Annotated in this window: 17 protein-coding genes and 1 pseudogene; 10 read left to right on the top strand and 8 right to left on the bottom strand. The window is 36.2% G+C overall.

The annotated features are described in order from the left end of the window. Nucleotides 1–15: 15 nt before the first annotated feature. Together F6K54_RS25115 and F6K54_RS25110 are read left to right on the top strand one after the other, a co-directional pair. Nucleotides 16–138, top strand: a pseudogene (locus F6K54_RS25115) (uracil phosphoribosyltransferase); the annotation flags it as partial. A 36-nt stretch (nucleotides 139–174) separates the two neighbouring features. Next, on the top strand, nucleotides 175–780 hold the full coding sequence (locus tag F6K54_RS25110) for a class I SAM-dependent methyltransferase (RefSeq protein ID WP_293083482.1): 606 nt from the start codon (nucleotides 175–177) through the stop codon (nucleotides 778–780). 323 nt (nucleotides 781–1103) lie between these two features. On the opposite strand, the gene F6K54_RS25105 is transcribed toward F6K54_RS25110, so the two are convergent. The 4 genes from F6K54_RS25105 to F6K54_RS25090 all read right to left on the bottom strand — a co-directional run bounded on the left by F6K54_RS25105 (nucleotide 1104) and on the right by F6K54_RS25090 (nucleotide 4168). Then, nucleotides 1104–1226 (bottom strand): hypothetical protein, encoded by a 123-nt coding sequence (locus F6K54_RS25105; RefSeq protein WP_293083480.1) that lies wholly within the window; start codon nucleotides 1224–1226, stop codon nucleotides 1104–1106. Nucleotides 1227–1843: 617 nt separating this feature from the next. Further along, a complete protein-coding gene (hisA, locus tag F6K54_RS25100; protein ID WP_293083477.1) occupies nucleotides 1844–2617 on the bottom strand; it encodes a 1-(5-phosphoribosyl)-5-[(5-phosphoribosylamino)methylideneamino]imidazole-4-carboxamide isomerase in 774 nt (257 codons plus the stop codon). Between the two features lie 35 nt (nucleotides 2618–2652). After that, nucleotides 2653–3339 (bottom strand): DUF2459 domain-containing protein, encoded by a 687-nt coding sequence (locus F6K54_RS25095; RefSeq protein ID WP_293083476.1) that lies wholly within the window; start codon nucleotides 3337–3339, stop codon nucleotides 2653–2655. A gap of 157 nt (nucleotides 3340–3496) precedes the next feature. Continuing rightward, entirely contained in the window at nucleotides 3497–4168 is a 672-nt protein-coding gene (locus F6K54_RS25090; RefSeq protein ID WP_293083473.1) for a TetR/AcrR family transcriptional regulator, read from the bottom strand. A gap of 414 nt (nucleotides 4169–4582) precedes the next feature. Here F6K54_RS25090 and F6K54_RS25085 point away from each other — a divergent pair, with 414 nt between their 5' ends. From F6K54_RS25085 to F6K54_RS25070, 5 genes are all read left to right on the top strand, one after another. Further along, complete coding sequence (locus tag F6K54_RS25085; RefSeq protein ID WP_293083471.1) at nucleotides 4583–4972, top strand: helix-turn-helix domain-containing protein; 390 nt, start codon at nucleotides 4583–4585, stop codon at nucleotides 4970–4972. A 197-nt stretch (nucleotides 4973–5169) separates the two neighbouring features. Beyond that, the gene (locus F6K54_RS43185) at nucleotides 5170–5544 is read left to right on the top strand and encodes a transposase (protein ID WP_366558235.1); all 375 of its coding nucleotides are present in this window, start codon (nucleotides 5170–5172) and stop codon (nucleotides 5542–5544) included. A 38-nt stretch (nucleotides 5545–5582) separates the two neighbouring features. Next, nucleotides 5583–5921, top strand: coding sequence for a transposase (locus tag F6K54_RS43180; RefSeq protein WP_366558234.1), 339 nt, complete (start codon nucleotides 5583–5585; stop codon nucleotides 5919–5921). Nucleotides 5922–6003: 82 nt separating this feature from the next. Next, on the top strand, nucleotides 6004–6558 hold the full coding sequence (locus F6K54_RS25075) for a carboxymuconolactone decarboxylase family protein (RefSeq protein WP_293083468.1): 555 nt from the start codon (nucleotides 6004–6006) through the stop codon (nucleotides 6556–6558). 383 nt (nucleotides 6559–6941) lie between these two features. Further along, nucleotides 6942–7895, top strand: a complete 954-nt coding sequence (locus F6K54_RS25070; RefSeq protein WP_293083465.1) for a Rieske 2Fe-2S domain-containing protein — start codon at nucleotides 6942–6944, stop codon at nucleotides 7893–7895. Between the two features lie 345 nt (nucleotides 7896–8240). Here the strand turns inward: F6K54_RS25070 and F6K54_RS25065 are convergent, their stop codons facing one another. Together F6K54_RS25065 and F6K54_RS25060 are read right to left on the bottom strand one after the other, a co-directional pair. Next, a complete protein-coding gene (locus F6K54_RS25065) occupies nucleotides 8241–8378 on the bottom strand; it encodes a zinc ribbon domain-containing protein (protein ID WP_293083484.1) in 138 nt (45 codons plus the stop codon). Between the two features lie 220 nt (nucleotides 8379–8598). Beyond that, entirely contained in the window at nucleotides 8599–8958 is a 360-nt protein-coding gene (locus tag F6K54_RS25060; RefSeq protein ID WP_293083462.1) for an STAS domain-containing protein, read from the bottom strand. A gap of 743 nt (nucleotides 8959–9701) precedes the next feature. On the opposite strand from F6K54_RS25060, the gene F6K54_RS25055 reads away from it, so the two are divergent. After that, the gene (locus F6K54_RS25055; protein WP_293083459.1) at nucleotides 9702–10184 is read left to right on the top strand and encodes a TerB family tellurite resistance protein; all 483 of its coding nucleotides are present in this window, start codon (nucleotides 9702–9704) and stop codon (nucleotides 10182–10184) included. Between the two features lie 363 nt (nucleotides 10185–10547). On the opposite strand, the gene F6K54_RS25050 is transcribed toward F6K54_RS25055, so the two are convergent. Beyond that, nucleotides 10548–11099 carry a 3-isopropylmalate dehydratase gene (locus F6K54_RS25050; protein WP_293083456.1) on the bottom strand — a complete coding sequence of 184 codons (552 nt, stop codon included), beginning with the start codon at nucleotides 11097–11099 and terminating at the stop codon, nucleotides 10548–10550. Between the two features lie 441 nt (nucleotides 11100–11540). Here F6K54_RS25050 and F6K54_RS25045 point away from each other — a divergent pair, with 441 nt between their 5' ends. Beyond that, a complete protein-coding gene (locus tag F6K54_RS25045) occupies nucleotides 11541–12416 on the top strand; it encodes a hypothetical protein (protein WP_293083453.1) in 876 nt (291 codons plus the stop codon). 649 nt (nucleotides 12417–13065) lie between these two features. Here F6K54_RS25045 and F6K54_RS25040 read toward each other — a convergent pair. Continuing rightward, on the bottom strand, nucleotides 13066–14160 hold the full coding sequence (locus F6K54_RS25040) for an SIS domain-containing protein (protein ID WP_293083450.1): 1095 nt from the start codon (nucleotides 14158–14160) through the stop codon (nucleotides 13066–13068). Nucleotides 14161–14274: 114 nt separating this feature from the next. On the opposite strand from F6K54_RS25040, the gene F6K54_RS25035 reads away from it, so the two are divergent. Continuing rightward, nucleotides 14275–15293 (top strand): AarF/ABC1/UbiB kinase family protein (locus F6K54_RS25035; RefSeq protein WP_293083447.1); only part of this gene is annotated, 1019 nt, incomplete at its 3' end.

Here is a 15293-nt window from a genome sequence, read left to right as displayed (position 1 = left end):
TAGTGAATTGATAATTTCCATAAGTATCACCCAGATATACCTTTATACACTGCTGCTATTGATGAAAAATTAGACACACATGGTTATATTATTCCAGGACTAGGAGATGCAGGCGATCGCTTGTATGGAACGAGATAATTTTTATTTTCTGATGAACTCAAACATAACTGCTATATGACAAATAATATTTCCTCTAAACAAAAATTTTTCGATCTTTGGGCACCTAATTATGATTGGTTGTTTCCATCTGTAGTTTATCAAGCAGTACATCAAAGATTACTGGAATATGTAAATCTGCCAAGTCCATCAAATGTACTAGATTTAGGTTGTGGTACTGGAAAACTTCTCCATCGTCTTGCTGTTAAATTTCCCAATCTTCAAGGTACTGGTTTAGATTTATCTCCCGAAATGGTTGATCAAGCTAATAGTCGTAATCGTCATCAAGAAAGTATAACATTTTTAATAGGAAATGCTGAAGAGATGACTTTTGCTAATGAACAATTTGATGCCGTCTTTAATACAATTAGTTTTTTACATTATCCTCATCCTCAAGAAGTATTTAGTGAAGTGAGTCGAGTTTTACGCCCAGGAGGATTTTTCTATTTAGTGGATTCCTATTTCAAGTGGCAAGATGAATTTCAATCTTTGAGTATTACTCCTGGTGGAATTAAGCTTTATAGTCCAAAAGTTCGCGAACAATTAGGCAAAGAAGTTGGATTAAATTTACAAGCAAATCACTATTTATTAGGAGCAATATTACTAACTATTTTTACTAAATAATTGTAATTTTAAGTAGGGTAGTAGATGATTGGTGGTAGAAGATATCTTTCAACAATTAATAATTAATAATTAATAATTAATAATTAGGGTTTGCTGAAAAATTCTTATAGGTGAGGGTAGAAGTCATATCATGTCCGGCAGCATCGTTTGTGTATAAAATTAAGTTGACAATAGAAGAAAACCTTCTGCCTCCTGCCTCCTGCCTTCTGCCTTCCTTCCACCAAAGTCTAATTATTCAACCGGACATGATATCAGGAGTCAGGATAAATGGGAATTTAGAGGACGCAAGCCCTAATTAATAATTAATAATTAATAATTAATAATTAATAATTATTAATTATATCAAATCCGTTTAATTCGATATAAAAAAATGTTTCATTTTCAACCATTACCAAATATTTCCCATCTCCCCATCTCCCCATCTCCCCATCTCCCCATCTCCCCATCTCCCCACCTCCTATCTACAGAGTTTCAGGAGTTCCTTATAAATTAATAATTAATAATTAGGGTTTGCTGATTAAATCTCAAATAATTACCAGATAAAGGTAAGTGCCTTTTTAGATATTGAACAAGTACATGGTTTTCAGCTCTTCATGCTCATGCATGGAGCGCTTTTTTAGCGCATAGTTGGGCAAAAAAATTCTCCCCTACTCCCCTACTCCCCTACTCCCCCGCTCCCCTACTCTTCTTTTTTTGACTATTACCTGTTCTTGATTAGCATTTCAGGACTTTTAAGGAATAAAGAATGAGAAACACAGAAACAATAGCAAGGAACGAGTTAGGAGCCATGTAAAAATAAGTTGTACAAATTTGATCTAGGATAAATTGTGAAATATAGCTTCCATCAAAAAACTGTTCAGGTTATTTTTACACGAGTCCTTAGTGTTTGACTTATGCCGATCATAAATCGAATCAGGGGAAATGTTTTTCACAGTCTTGAGTTGCAGAAGTACACTACTAGGCAAGTCTGCCGCCAATGCAGGGTAACACCACTCTTCCCTACTATATTTCCTATTCCATATTGCTCTAAATTGGATATATATGGAATTAAACAGATTAGATCTTAAGCAAAAGCAGAATATCCTAAATTTGAAGGAATATCTTGCCAACGTCCTTGACCTACAGCTTGATTTGCTTCTGTCAGACAAATATCACCAGTGTACAAAGCACGACCAACAATTGCACCTTCTACACCCATGGATTCTAAAGCTAACAGACTTAACAAATCAGTAATTGAACTAATACCACCAGAAGCAATGATGGGAATATTGATGGCAGCAGCTAATTCCCTTAAGGATTGTATGTTAGGCCCTTTGAGAGTACCATCTCGCTGAATATCAGTGTAGATGACCGCTGCAACTTTTAGTTTAGCCATCTGCCGAGCAAGGTCAGTTGCTGAGACCTCAGATGTTTCTAACCATCCTTTAGTAGCAACTTTACCATTTCTGGCATCAATGCCTACAATAATTTGACCAGGAAATTCTTGACATAGGTTACATATTAACTGAGGTCGTTCGAGGGCTACAGTACCTAAAATAGCTTGTTTAACCCCAAGAGCAAGCACACTTGCCACTGCAGAATAGTTGCGTAAACCTCCCCCTAATTGTATTGGTACATCTACTGCTTTGATAATCGCTTCTATTGTCCTTTGATTTACAGGTTGACCTGCTTTTGCACCGTCTAAGTCTACCAAATGTAGCTTTGTTGCTCCTTCATCTACCCACCTTTTTGCTACATCAACTGGGTTATCATTAAAAACTTGCGTTCGCTTATAATCTCCTTGATATAACCGTACACAACGTCCGTCTAATATATCGATTGCTGGTATAATATTCATAGACAATATTTTTTGTATTCAAAACTACTGTTTTTTTAACAGTTGCATTTACTGTTAATATGATACATAATCGAACTAGAAAGTCCTGACCATACAGGAGTTTTTACTCCTGCTAATTTCATACCTTCTGCAGTCCAATCATTACAACCTCTTAAAATTGAATAACTACCTTTTGCTGCATAAAAACCGCCTCCATAATTACTGTCTACGATCAGGTTTACTTTATTACCTTGGGCATCTAACTGGAAGGAATTATTGATGAATTTCATCAGCCTACGGTAATTAGATTGATTAATTATAGCACACTTAATTTCATATTGTTGAGGAATATTTTTATATGCTAATACCCTCATGGCAGAGGGTGTTGGTAAAAAAAGGGCCTTAATAATGGTCACAATTGGCAATGATGTCCCAGTATAAGTTTCGAGAAAATAAGCTCGATCACCAAGGCCAAAAGCTAGATATTTTATAGAAGCTGATTGATTAGCTATTAATTTTAAGTTGAAATATTGCTGCCAATCCCAAGTTTTAGTTCTGACTGGAACTAGAATATCTGTATGGATACCAGTATTATAGATATAGATAGATATACCTTTGTCTAGTAAAGTCATATTGCAAGAATTATCATGCCAATTTCTTGGAGTAATATAACCAATAATTAAGCAAATTATTATGGATAAAATAGTACTTAATATCAATCTAAAAACTCTATTTTTAAACATAAAATACTGGTAATTTATTGATTGGGGATCATCAATATAAACAGCAACCACGACGATCCTCTATCCCGAATAGATTCCAAATTCTTAAAAGTTAATTATAGATGTCAAAAATAAACTAATTAAATTACTATAGAAAAATTTAACTTTTTTTTGTATTTTAAACTTTACTAGAGTTTTCTGAATATAAAAGTACGCCACCTAGAACTAAATTGATGACTTCTTGAGTTTGTTTTTCAATCATTTCCTGACTCAAAAGTTGTCGATCAGGTTTGAGATAACTAAGATTTTCCTGAGCATCAAAGTAAAAAACACAAATCCCTAGAATATTTATAGTTGTCAAAAATGGGTCAACCTGCCGGAAACTTCCTTCTGCTATTCCCCGCTCCAAAATACCCATCAAAAATACAAAGCTATCTTGCCAACCAGTTAATTCTCCGTATTTACCCTGATTTTGAATTGCTTCATGGAACCACAGTCTCCCTCTATACGGATGAGATGCTTCGTAGGCGATCGCTGAACGTATTACCATTTTTAAAGCTACTTCTGCTGGTAACTGCTCCAGATGCGACTGCTGAATCATTTCATTAAGTTCTATGACTAAGCGTTGAAAAACCTCCTGATACAAAACCTCCTTACCTTTGAAATAATAGTAAATCATGGCTTTTGTTACTCCTGTACGAGCTGCGATCGCGTCTATCTTTGCCCCAGCTAAACCATATTTCGCAAATTCCTCTTCTGCTGCATCTAAAATTTCTGCTTTTGTTGCTTCTCGATCGCGCAACCTTCCTTTCTTGTTCGGTGATGGTTTTTCTTTGGTTTGATGCTTCACAACTTTTATAAATAGATTCCCAAAAAGTTTATCAAAATAATTAGGTATAAAACCCCGCCTTTTAAGGCGAAATGTTTTTGGAGGGTTGCTCTAATCCCCGTTACAAAAACAACTTCTGTACGGGTGATTTCCTACGGAAAGCATTCCAAAGGAAAGTATTCCGGAACGAAAATTGCCCCTACTGACTTCTGACTTCTGACTTCGTTAATGCCTCGCTCTGAAAAGGCCAAGCTTTACACTAATTGCTCTGGCTAAAATATGGCCTTAATCCTTAGTTTATTAATATTAGCTGAATCGGCGACAAATTTAATAGGTTCGATGCCCATTCAATTTGCATGCCATCCCAGCAGAAGCTTTCGCCCTAGTTGAAAAACTTGTATGATTATCTGGCAATAACCCCGGAAAAATTCCACCATGCGCACTGCCTACCAATATAGATTAAGGCCCAACTCATATCAAATAGCCACAATAGAAATGTGGTTGGAATTATTGCGTCGGCAGTATAACTATCGGTTAGGTGAACGGTTCTCGTGGTGGGAAGAAAACCGTTGTCCAGTCAACGCCTGCCCCTTAGTGATGCCAATTCCTCAACTCAGAGATAATCCAGATTATTACTCTCAAAAAAAAGATTTGGTCAATACCAAAGACAAGTTTCCTTCCTACAAACTAATTCATTCTCAGGTATACCGCGATTGCATTAAATGGGTAAAACTTGCCTTTGATAGATGGTTTAAGGCAGACAAGAGTGGACAGAAATTAGGAAAACCAAGGTTTAAGGGAAAAGGACGTTACCTTAATAATTAATAATTAATAATTAATAATTAATAATTAAATAATTCGTGCCTTGAAGCCTCCCCTTTTAATGGGAAAAAAGCGGTCGAGGGATGGCTCCGAAACCTGCGCCATATCCAATAGACCAAGAGAAATCAAGTTCAATATTTCAATTCACTTTACTTCAGACAAAGGTACTGATAACTGATAACTGATAACTGATAACTGAAATGACTTTATCCCTAGAAGACAAATCAGTTCCAACTTTAACAACTGAAGTGGAACCTACATTAAAAAATACTCTGGGAATTGATATGGGGCTAAAGGAATTCTTAGTAACAAGTGAAGGAGAATCTGTCCCCATACCTCAATACTATCGAAAATCTCAGCAGCGATTAAAGACCCTACAGAAACGTTTATCTCGAAAGAAAAAAGGAAGTAAAAGGTGGCTCAAGGCTGTTAAAGCTGTAGCTAAACAGCATAAAAGAGTGGCTGATAAACGTAAAGATTTTCACTTTAAAACAGCTAACGAGTTATTATCAAAAGCTGAAGTTATAGCCCACGTAGACGCGGAGCGGCGTGCCGGAGGCAAACTTAAACATTAAAGGGCTAGCAAAGACTCGTTTGAGTAAATCAATTAACGATGCGATTTGGGGGTCAATTCCTGTCTATTTTGACTGTCAAAGCCGGAAATGCTGGACAGAAAACTATAGGAGTAAACCCCAAAAATACTAGCCAAGATTGCTCAAACTGTGGGGAAAAAGTTCCCAAAAAATTAAACATACGAACTCATTCTTGTCCGCATTGCGGTGTTGTAATAGACCACGATGTGAATGCAGCGATAAATATAAAAAATAGGGCGGCAGGGCATTCCGTCCTTAAAGCACGCGCTTGCCCGATGCAATGGCAGGGCGACGAAACGAGAAGCCGACACTATAGCGCCAGCGAGCGTGTGGGAGTATGTCACCATTTGCTTCGTTAACTCTTGACAAACCATATTTAAAAGCTTTATAGTTACTAACTAAATAAATATTTAGTTAGTTATTAGAGAGAAGGAGCGACAGATGGCACATATAGATATACCATCAGGCTTTCCCGGCATTGTGGGATTAATGAAATATCGGCCAGATACAGGCAAACTGCTATTGGAATTGAGCGAAACTCTGTTGAGAGGAGACTCTCCCCTATCAGTTGAGGAGCGGGAACTGATAGGTGCTTATGTATCCCACTTGAACGAATGTAACTTTTGTACAGGTGTTCATGGTACGGTTGCAAAACAACTTCTCAAGCGCAACAGTAATTTAGTTGATGCAGTTTACGACAACGTTGAAAATACAGATATTACCGACAAACTTAAAACCCTACTGAAAATAGCAGCAAAAGTACAGCTTGGTGGCAAACAAGTTTCTGAAGATGATATTCAAGAGGCAAAAAATGTAGGTGCAACAGATAGAGAAATTCACGACACAGTATTAATTGCAGCAGCTTTTTGTATGTTTAATCGCTATGTAGATGGTTTAGCAACTACTACACCAAATGAGTCTGGAGCTTATGAACAAATGGCTTGTCAAATAGTAGAATCTGGTTATGCTGGAGCCAGAGAATTATTATTTGAATAATCTTCAACGTAAGCATTCAGAAACAATACAACTCTATAGATAAATACAGGAAATTAAAACATTTTTTTTGTTAGTAAATATAATTTTTGAGAATAGAATCCGGTTATATAATATATGATGATAATTCTATAAATACGAACCTATCCCACTATTTTAAACAAACTTATTTATTTAAGTAAAATATGCTTAAAAAGCTTTATTTTTCACTTTTAATTATCAAAATATTTAGGGTTTTTAGCAAAAATATTATTAGTGGGATAGGTTCGCTTTAATCTCCCCCACTCCCCCGCTCCCCCGCTCCCCCACTCCCCCATTCCCCCACTCCCCCACTCCCCTACTTCTCCACTCCCAACTATATAATAAGTACTCAATATGAGGTAGATATGGAACCAATTTTACCAGGCGCACCTTGGTTGATTGCTCATAAGTCTATGCTAGGAGTTAATCAACCTAAAAAAATCACTTTAAATGGGAAAGATTATGTTATTTGGCAAAACAAAAAAGGCGAAGTTTTTGCCCTCGATAATATCTGTCCTCATTTTCAAGCTCCCTTATCTGAAGGCTGGATTTGTCAAGAACGAAACACAATAACTTGTCCTTTTCATGCCCTAGAATTTGATGGAGCAGGAAAATTATATAAGGCAGGTAAATTAGACACTCAACCAATTACCCAACCTTTAGAATTGATTGTTAAAGAGGATTGTCTTTGGACTTATGGTGGCTATGAGCCAAGATTACCAATTCCTGAGTTAATTCAAAAAGTAACTGAGGAATATGAATTTATTGGAGTAAGTGGAGAAAAGAGTATTCAGGCAGATTTTTTAAGTAGTATGCTTGTTAACTATGACTATAATCATCAAAATGGTACTCATAAGGATTTGTTTGAAATTACCTCATGTGACGTTAAGTCATATCAAACTAATGGATATTATGCTAAAGTAGAACAATATATAACAAGAGCTGAAAATACTTTTGGAGAAATTTTAAAAAATCCGGCTTTGGGGATAATTCCTAAAGTTATGAACAATACTCTAGAATATTCTTTTCCTTCAATTACAACATTCTTAGCTGAAGTACCAGTAGGTAATATTGTTCAAACTCACATTGTTTACCCAGAAACTGAAAACGTAACAAAAACATTTATTTTGTTATATGGAAAATTCAAAAATCCTGTCTTCAAGTTTTTGTTTCAAAAATCATTTTTACAGGCTGCAGCTACTGTCATTGACCAGGATACAACGGCAGTAGAAAGCCTTTATGAACGACAGAAATCAAAGATTAGATTGCCAAATGAAGAGATTATGTTTGATGTTGAAAAACTATATCGGAATTGGTAAAATATATTCTTGTAGTGTAGTTAATTTTAGTCATGTTTTAATTTGCCGTCAACCTAAGTTGGAGATGATTTATCTTTCAAGTAGCAGATTTTTAGCACTTCAAAACAATGAATAAAAATTATTATTTATTCCTTCTTATAACTTCCTTTTTCCAGAATGTTTTCAATTCTAAGTGCTTGAGAGATAATATATTCTCAAAATTAATAAAATGATACAGCCAACTCTATCAAAAATTAGATGAACTAAGTCTTACATTAGTGGGATAAGTTCTGATTTATTATGTAAATATATATAATTGTACCAATAGACCACTGACCGCAGGCTTAAAATCTGTGGAGACTGCACCTACTTATGTACATAGTTTTCCTGGTTGACAGCAGCATTAAAGTCTCTGTCGGCAGTGAAATCACATTCTGTACATTCAAAAGTTCTCACATTTAACGACATTTTTTGCTGATTTCCACAGTGACAACATAACCGTATATAATACCATTTATCAAAAATTCTTATACATTTGCTTTGGCAGCGAAATAGGGAATCACGGGAGTAGGGGGGGGAGGATTAAAAATGATCATAATTCATACTAAATAGCTAATAATTACTAAAAAAGTGATTTAGCTCATATTAATTATTTTATAATTGAAGTCGTATCTAAGTATCGCATTACTTTTAGTAATTGGTATAATCCTTCTTTTGTTCATCATCAAATAACCTGCTTGTCTGGATTGATATGAGAACAATAATTCAGTTTACTATCTGGCTTACATTTAACATTTTTCACATTTTGCTTAATATTAAACTTTCTGTCTAGTCCAGTAAGTTCTAGATAATATTTAACTTGATCGTTCAAATTTATTAGATATAAGTTACAACCATTTTTCTTGGCTATACGATGTAATGCAACCAAAGTCACTAATCCATAATTATTAATGGAATGGATAGTGGCAAGGTCTACTACACAGCAATTTTCTGAGCTATTAGCTAACATTTGTTTCAACTTTTGTTGTAGCAGAGAACTCTTTTTTTTGTTAAAATCACCTAAAGGACGAATTAAGAGAGCCATAATTCTTTCTACCTTGCTAATTTTAAATACAAAGTCATTATCCTATATTGTAATGTAGTTAGTAAGTGATTTCCATAAGCTTGATTAGTGATAACATGAAGCTTGATTAGTGATAACATGAAGCTTGATTAGTGATAATATGAAGCTTGGTTAGTGATAATATGAAGCTTGGTTAGTGATACTTCTGTTGACTAACTAATGACATAGATCACATATTGATCTTATATGGCAAGGAAAAATCAATAGCGGGAAAAGTTTTTCCTCTCTAAGGTTTGCGATCGCTCTATATCCTAACTAACTCTTGCGAGTGTTATAGATAGCTCAGAAAAGCAAATCAGATGAGCAAAGCAAAAAAATTCTACTGACTCGGTCCTCCTGACTCCTGATATCAAATCCTTATTTATTCGGTAAAAAAAAAATGTTCCGACCAATGCGCCATTGCCAAACCTTTCTTGATCTCCCCACACTATATAGACATCTCCAAATAATCAAAAATAAAATCAATTCTTATCCATAAATTATCAATTCTTCCCCTCCTGGGAGGGGCTAGGGGTGGGTTGCCTGTTGCCTGTTGCCTGTTGCCTGTTGCCTCTTTTCTGGAGATGTCTAATGGATGGAGGCCAATAGCATAGTGGGACTTCTCACAGATTCAGTTAAAAATTGTCAACTATTGGATAATAATTGCTGAGTTGATGATAGGTTAGAACTTTAGCTATGAATAGCCAAAAATTGAGGAAAAATCTATGGCAGTGCAACCACCTCCACCTCCATCTATTACTCCACGCCAGATGAATTTGTTGCGGATTGTTGCTTATATGGCATGGTCTGATGGACAACTGGCGCAAGAAGAGGTAGACTTAATGTTAAATCGATTCAGTAGTCTTTTTGCTACAGGAGATCGACAGCAACAACTTCAGGAAGAATTAAGGGATTATTTCATGCAAAATATCCCATTAGGGGAATCAATTCCTAAGTTAGAATCCCAACAAGAACGGGAACTGGTGCTAAAGTTGGGTTACGAAGTAATTGCTTGTAGCGCTCGTACTCCTGAAGAACCTAATATTAATGAAGATGAAGAAGCTGCTTATGAAAATTTAAAGCAATTGCTGAATCTTCCAGGTGATGTTGTAGAGCGTATAGAAACTGAGGCAAAAAGTGAACTGAATAACCAAGAGGGAATAGTTGAGATGATGACTCGTGGTTTACAGGAATTTATGCAAAATTAATGGATTGATGAGTCAATGCAACAACTTATTTATTGTTGCCTTTTCCCTCTTTTACTTTTTCTATCAGAGAAAGTATGAAGAGGGCAACAGACAACAGACAACAGGCAACAGGGAGAAATAATTGATAATTTATGGAGTTGTCAGAGCATCATAATTTCTCCAACTCCAACCAGAAGTTAAAGAAATTGCCAACACGACAGTAGCAATAATTCTCTGATTATAAAATAACTAATTTTAAACTGGTATGTTCTGAAGATTTAGCTTCCATCAAATGCAAAAGTAAACAACTAAAAATTATCGAAAAATTGAACAGCAAAAAGGAGAGATTAATTTCTCTCCTAATTCCTAATTGAAAATAAAAAATTAACTTGGTTTTTGAGAAATCATACCTGTTTGACGTGCATAGGCAAAAAGACCACCAGCATCAATGACAGGTTTTACTTCTCCCAAAGACTTCAACTGATAAGTTTTACCAAGAGTATGATTAGTTAACTGATTTTCTTCAAAATCAATAGTAACTTCCTGACCAGTTTCAAATAACTCACATAGGCGATCGACAGACTCCCAAGGATATAACTCCCCAGTTGCCGAACAATTGCGAAAAAAGATGCGAGCATAAGATTGAGAAACTACTGCTTGGACGCCAGAAGCACCCAAGGCGATAGGTGCGTGTTCCCGCGAAGAACCACAACCAAAGTTTTCTCCAGCCACAATTATTGGATAGTGGGTTTTCATTTCTCCCGGTGAGATAAACTTACCGTAGCGATCGGGTAACCCACATAGAGCATAACTACCTAACTTTTCATATTCATCTGGCTTGGAAGGAACCAAAGTTAGGTACTCGGCGGGAATAATTTGGTCGGTATCAATATTGTCATCTACTACAAATATTTTGCCACTTAGGGATTGGGCCATAGTCAATTTCCTGTTTTTACCCCTCTATTGCTGTCGCAAATTTTAACACAATACCGATTTGATGTGAGGCTGCACAGAATTACGTGTTAGGTCAATAAGTTTTGGGTATTACACCAATTTTATAAGTGGTACAGAATTATGAAATTTATTAATTTGTATATCTGGATCTACAGTCAACCCTGATCGAGATATTATTCTATGCAGCTTCATATTAATTTGGTATAAGATTCTTAACTTCCATAGCTAATACTGTTTGACTTCCTAAAAAGTGGTAATTCTGTCCCTATCTACTCTTAAGAGAAAGGTATAAAATTATTTATATTTGATTTGATTTTATTGCTTTTTTTTTCAGTAGTATAGTGATTTTAACTATAGATAAACTACAGTATAAAAATGTTTTTGCTACTCCCTAAGCAAATAAATCAATTGCAGTAACTACTAATGACAGAACGAATTAACGATATATTTATACAAGCACGTCAAGGAAGTGTGGCAGCTATTATTCAAGTTCTTAATCAACAGCTTGCTACATTAGATGTAAGAATTAGAGCTATATTTTCTGATGGTGTTTTACAGCTTTTATGTGAAGCTCCCCAGATTGAACAGTTAGAACAGTCTCACCTTGTCAAGCAAGTTAAGCATACTCTCGAAGACATCTCACCTCGTAATATCAGAAAAGTAAATATTAATAGTAGAATTGTCCAAGAACAACAATTACTGTGGCTTGATGAAATTATCAGAGATCCAAAAGATAAGTTGCTCTGGTCTCAACAAATTACTTTGACTAAGCCCAATATTTTTAAACAAATAGCACTTCATTTTCAGACAAATAAGCCTAAACCAATTCCCATACCTCTCTCCACAAGTGTCGAACGCGCTCAAATGCAAAAAGAAAATCAATTTCAACTGGGTATGATGAGTGGTTTTTTTCTAAGTTTGCTGATGCTAGTTTTGGGCATTCAAGTTAATAAATGGCTAAACTTTTCGAGGTTAGATAGAATATCAACTATAGAAAACACAACAGAAAATACAACCTTACAGTCTCCCAACCCCACTATTAAAAATTTAGAGAATACTATAGCTGAGTCGAAAGAAGCTTTTGCTCAAGCGGTACGACTTGCTCAAGAAGCTGCTGCTGATGGTAAAACAGCTCAGTCTCAGGAGGAGTGGACGGCGATCGCCTCCAAATGGCAACAGGCATCACAACTAATGGCCTCTGTTTCTCCAAATTATTCACGCTATGATGTGGCAGTCAATAGGGCTGAACTTTATCAAAAATACAGCGATGTAGCTAAACAAGAAGCCGACAAAATTTGACATACTCCCCGGCGTAAACGCACGGGGATTCTCCTGAAACCAGGATTCTTGGTTCAATGAGTCCACTTAAACTAAACACCTTACGGCATCTAGTCCAGAGATGGTTCTCTCCCCAAGCGTTCGCTCTATTGCCTCTTTCAGAGGAGCTTCGCTATCAAAAGCCTGTTCCCGTATGCCCTACGGTACAGTTCAAACCTAAAAAAAATTTGGTTCTCTGATACTTGTTGCTTAGAGCTTTTCCATGTACAAGCATTCCTGTACAAAACCCCATAACTCTAGTTTTCAAGGTGCAAACGCTACAAGGAACGGTAGCTATAGGTTTTTAGAGCGGTTGAATACCTTTCCGCTTTTTTAAGCATAACATAAAGTCCCCCTAAAAGGGGGAGGCTTTAAACCCAATTTTTTGGTAAGAAATTATCTATTTAGGAAATAGCAGATTAGGGAATAGCAGAAAAAAATAAATTATCCCAATTTTTGTACTCTATCTTTAAATAGCTACTCTCTACTCCCTTAGTTTTTCAATTTCTTCCCTACAGCAAAGCTGCCTACTGCCTACTCCCTTACTTTTATAGCTAATGGGATATTTTTTTATTTGGAAGTCCCTTATTTCTCTATCATTTTTTTTCCAAATTCAAAAAATAACCCTTTCCTACAAGTCTATTAATGAGCGTGCCCGCGCAAAACGTGGATCTTCGAGCCGAAATCCATCAGGGTTTGTTCCGCACTCTAATGCTAAGTAATAGGTAAATAATTGGAGCGGCACAAGGCAGGTTAGAGAACAGAATGGTTCTGGAACTTTTGGAACAATAACCCAACCTGTTGCGTTAGCATACAGCGATTCCGCTACCCCGTCGCTAATCACTAGATAAGCTGCACCAATTTCTTGGATAAGTCCCGCTAGCTCGAAAACGCGCCTCTGCGCTGGGCCAGTCGGTGCAATCAAAATAAAGAGATCTTCTGTTTCAGTACATTGAAATGGCCCATGCAACATCGTTTCGATTGACATACCTTCAGCTTGCAAATAAGAAGTTTCTTTAATTTTAAGGGCGATTTCAGAAGCTGTGATCGCATTTGGGCCACCACCAACCAACCAGATGCGTCGCCGATTGACTTGTTCGTGGGCCAAGCGTACCATCTCATTCTCCGTTTCTAGTGCTACAGAAAGTAGTTCAGAAAGTTCATACTCCAGAAAACTTTTTGATAGAAAACTTGTCCCGGTACGATGAAAACCAATACGATCCGCAAGAGTAGATAAGACTGAAATTGTACCAGTATAACTAATGGTATGGGCTGCTGACTTATCCTGTGGAACTGTAGGTAAGATGATATCGCTTTGTACAACCTCAGTAGTCACACCTTCGCCGGTAATTAAAACCGTGTAACAACCTACTTCACGAGCATATTTGAGAGATTCAACTGTATAAAGTTTATTCCCGCGATGACTAATACCAATGACACAATCTCTTGGTGTTATTCGGGGCCCATAAAGCGCAAAATCAAATGAATGAAATGTTTGTGTGAAAAGGTCTCCCCCATACAAATGCATTAAGTGTTCACCCACCAGAGCTGCATGATATGAAGTTCCAATACCAACTAAAAATAGCCGCTCACAGGAAGCTATACGGGTAGCACAATTATCAATTAAGACTTCATTGCGTTGAGCTGCATGAGTAAATGCTTGAGGTTGTGCGAAAATCGCCTCGTACATATGAAAGGGATGTTTCGATCTTTGTTCACTAGACATAATAAGACTTTTCCTTGTTTTTATACCATTAACATAATTCGCTAGTTCAAGCCGGAATTTTCGTTTCCCAGTTACAATCAATGGACGGTGGATAGATTTACATAACTTTATAGTATGCTCACTAAAGATGCCTCTAAGTCCCTTCGTTGGCAACGCACTCAATATTCTCCTCTGACAAGAAAAATAGATGTTTTTAGGGCCGTTGGAAAATTTTTTTTCTTTTTATGGTGGGATAATTTATTTCAAAATAAGTCTGCCTCTGTGAGAAAGCTTCGTGCTCAGTGGCTAGTCAAAACTATGCTAGATTTAGGCCCAACTTTTATCAAAATAGGTCAGTCTTTATCCACGCGGGCTGACATATTACCGAAGGAATATGTGGAGGAGCTAGGAAAATTACAAGATCAAGTACCTCCTTTTGAAACGACAGAAGCGATCGCTATTATTGAGTCAGAACTTGGCAACTCTCTTTATTCTCTCTATAGAGATTTTCAAGAACGTCCCATTGCTGCAGCTAGTCTTGGACAAGTACATAAAGCCCAATTACAAACAGGTGAGGAAGTTGTAGTAAAGGTACAGCGCCCTGGATTAAAATCTTTATTTGACTTGGACGTAAAGGTGGTCAAAAATGTTATCCGTTTTTGTCAAAAGTATTTTACCTGGGCTAAGAAGTATGAATTAGATGCTATTTATTATGATTTTTTTAAAATTCTCTATCAAGAAATTGATTATGTAAATGAGGGTAAAAATGCTGACCGTTTTCGGGAAAATTTTAAAGATTATCCGGAAATAATTGTACCTCTTGTTTATTGGGCTTATACTACGAAAAAAGTTATCACTCTTGAGTATTTACCGGGAATTAAAATTAATGACAAAGTACGACTAGAAACTTGTAATATTAATCCTAAACAGATTAATCAAATAGGAGTTTGTTGTTATTTAAAGCAATTATTATTAGATGGTTTTTTTCAAGCAGATCCTCATCCTGGGAATTTAGCTGTTAGTTTAAATGGTGATGTAATTTTTTATGATTTTGGCATGATGGCTGAGGTGAAGTCATTGACTAAAGACCAGATGATTAAAACGTTTTTTGCTATTCTCAGAAAAGATGTTGACCAGGTGCTTAATACTTTGAT

Origin of the sequence: Okeania sp. SIO3B5, assembly GCF_010692555.1 — a bacterium.
Taxonomy (GTDB): domain Bacteria; phylum Cyanobacteriota; class Cyanobacteriia; order Cyanobacteriales; family Microcoleaceae; genus Okeania.
This window is presented reverse-complemented; position numbering and strand designations above follow the sequence as displayed.

Bases quoted from the DNA above. Each gene is read 5' to 3' on its own strand.
- hisA (WP_293083477.1), bottom strand. From the start codon at position 2,617: ATGAATATTATACCAGCAATCGATATATTAGACGGACGTTGTGTACGG.
- F6K54_RS25085 (WP_293083471.1), top strand. From the start codon at position 4,583: ATGCGCACTGCCTACCAATATAGATTAAGGCCCAACTCATATCAAATA.
- F6K54_RS43180 (WP_366558234.1), top strand. From the start codon at position 5,583: ATGCGATTTGGGGGTCAATTCCTGTCTATTTTGACTGTCAAAGCCGGA.
- F6K54_RS25045 (WP_293083453.1), top strand. From the start codon at position 11,541: ATGACAGAACGAATTAACGATATATTTATACAAGCACGTCAAGGAAGT.
- F6K54_RS25075 (WP_293083468.1), top strand. From the start codon at position 6,004: ATGGCACATATAGATATACCATCAGGCTTTCCCGGCATTGTGGGATTA.
- F6K54_RS25050 (WP_293083456.1), bottom strand. From the start codon at position 11,099: ATGGCCCAATCCCTAAGTGGCAAAATATTTGTAGTAGATGACAATATT.
- F6K54_RS25040 (WP_293083450.1), bottom strand. From the start codon at position 14,160: ATGTCTAGTGAACAAAGATCGAAACATCCCTTTCATATGTACGAGGCG.
- F6K54_RS25105 (WP_293083480.1), bottom strand. From the start codon at position 1,226: ATGGGGAGATGGGGAGATGGGGAGATGGGGAGATGGGGAGATGGGAAA.
- F6K54_RS43185 (WP_366558235.1), top strand. From the start codon at position 5,170: ATGACTTTATCCCTAGAAGACAAATCAGTTCCAACTTTAACAACTGAA.
- F6K54_RS25060 (WP_293083462.1), bottom strand. From the start codon at position 8,958: ATGGCTCTCTTAATTCGTCCTTTAGGTGATTTTAACAAAAAAAAGAGT.
- F6K54_RS25055 (WP_293083459.1), top strand. From the start codon at position 9,702: ATGGCAGTGCAACCACCTCCACCTCCATCTATTACTCCACGCCAGATG.
- F6K54_RS25095 (WP_293083476.1), bottom strand. From the start codon at position 3,339: ATGTTTAAAAATAGAGTTTTTAGATTGATATTAAGTACTATTTTATCC.
- F6K54_RS25070 (WP_293083465.1), top strand. From the start codon at position 6,942: ATGGAACCAATTTTACCAGGCGCACCTTGGTTGATTGCTCATAAGTCT.
- F6K54_RS25110 (WP_293083482.1), top strand. From the start codon at position 175: ATGACAAATAATATTTCCTCTAAACAAAAATTTTTCGATCTTTGGGCA.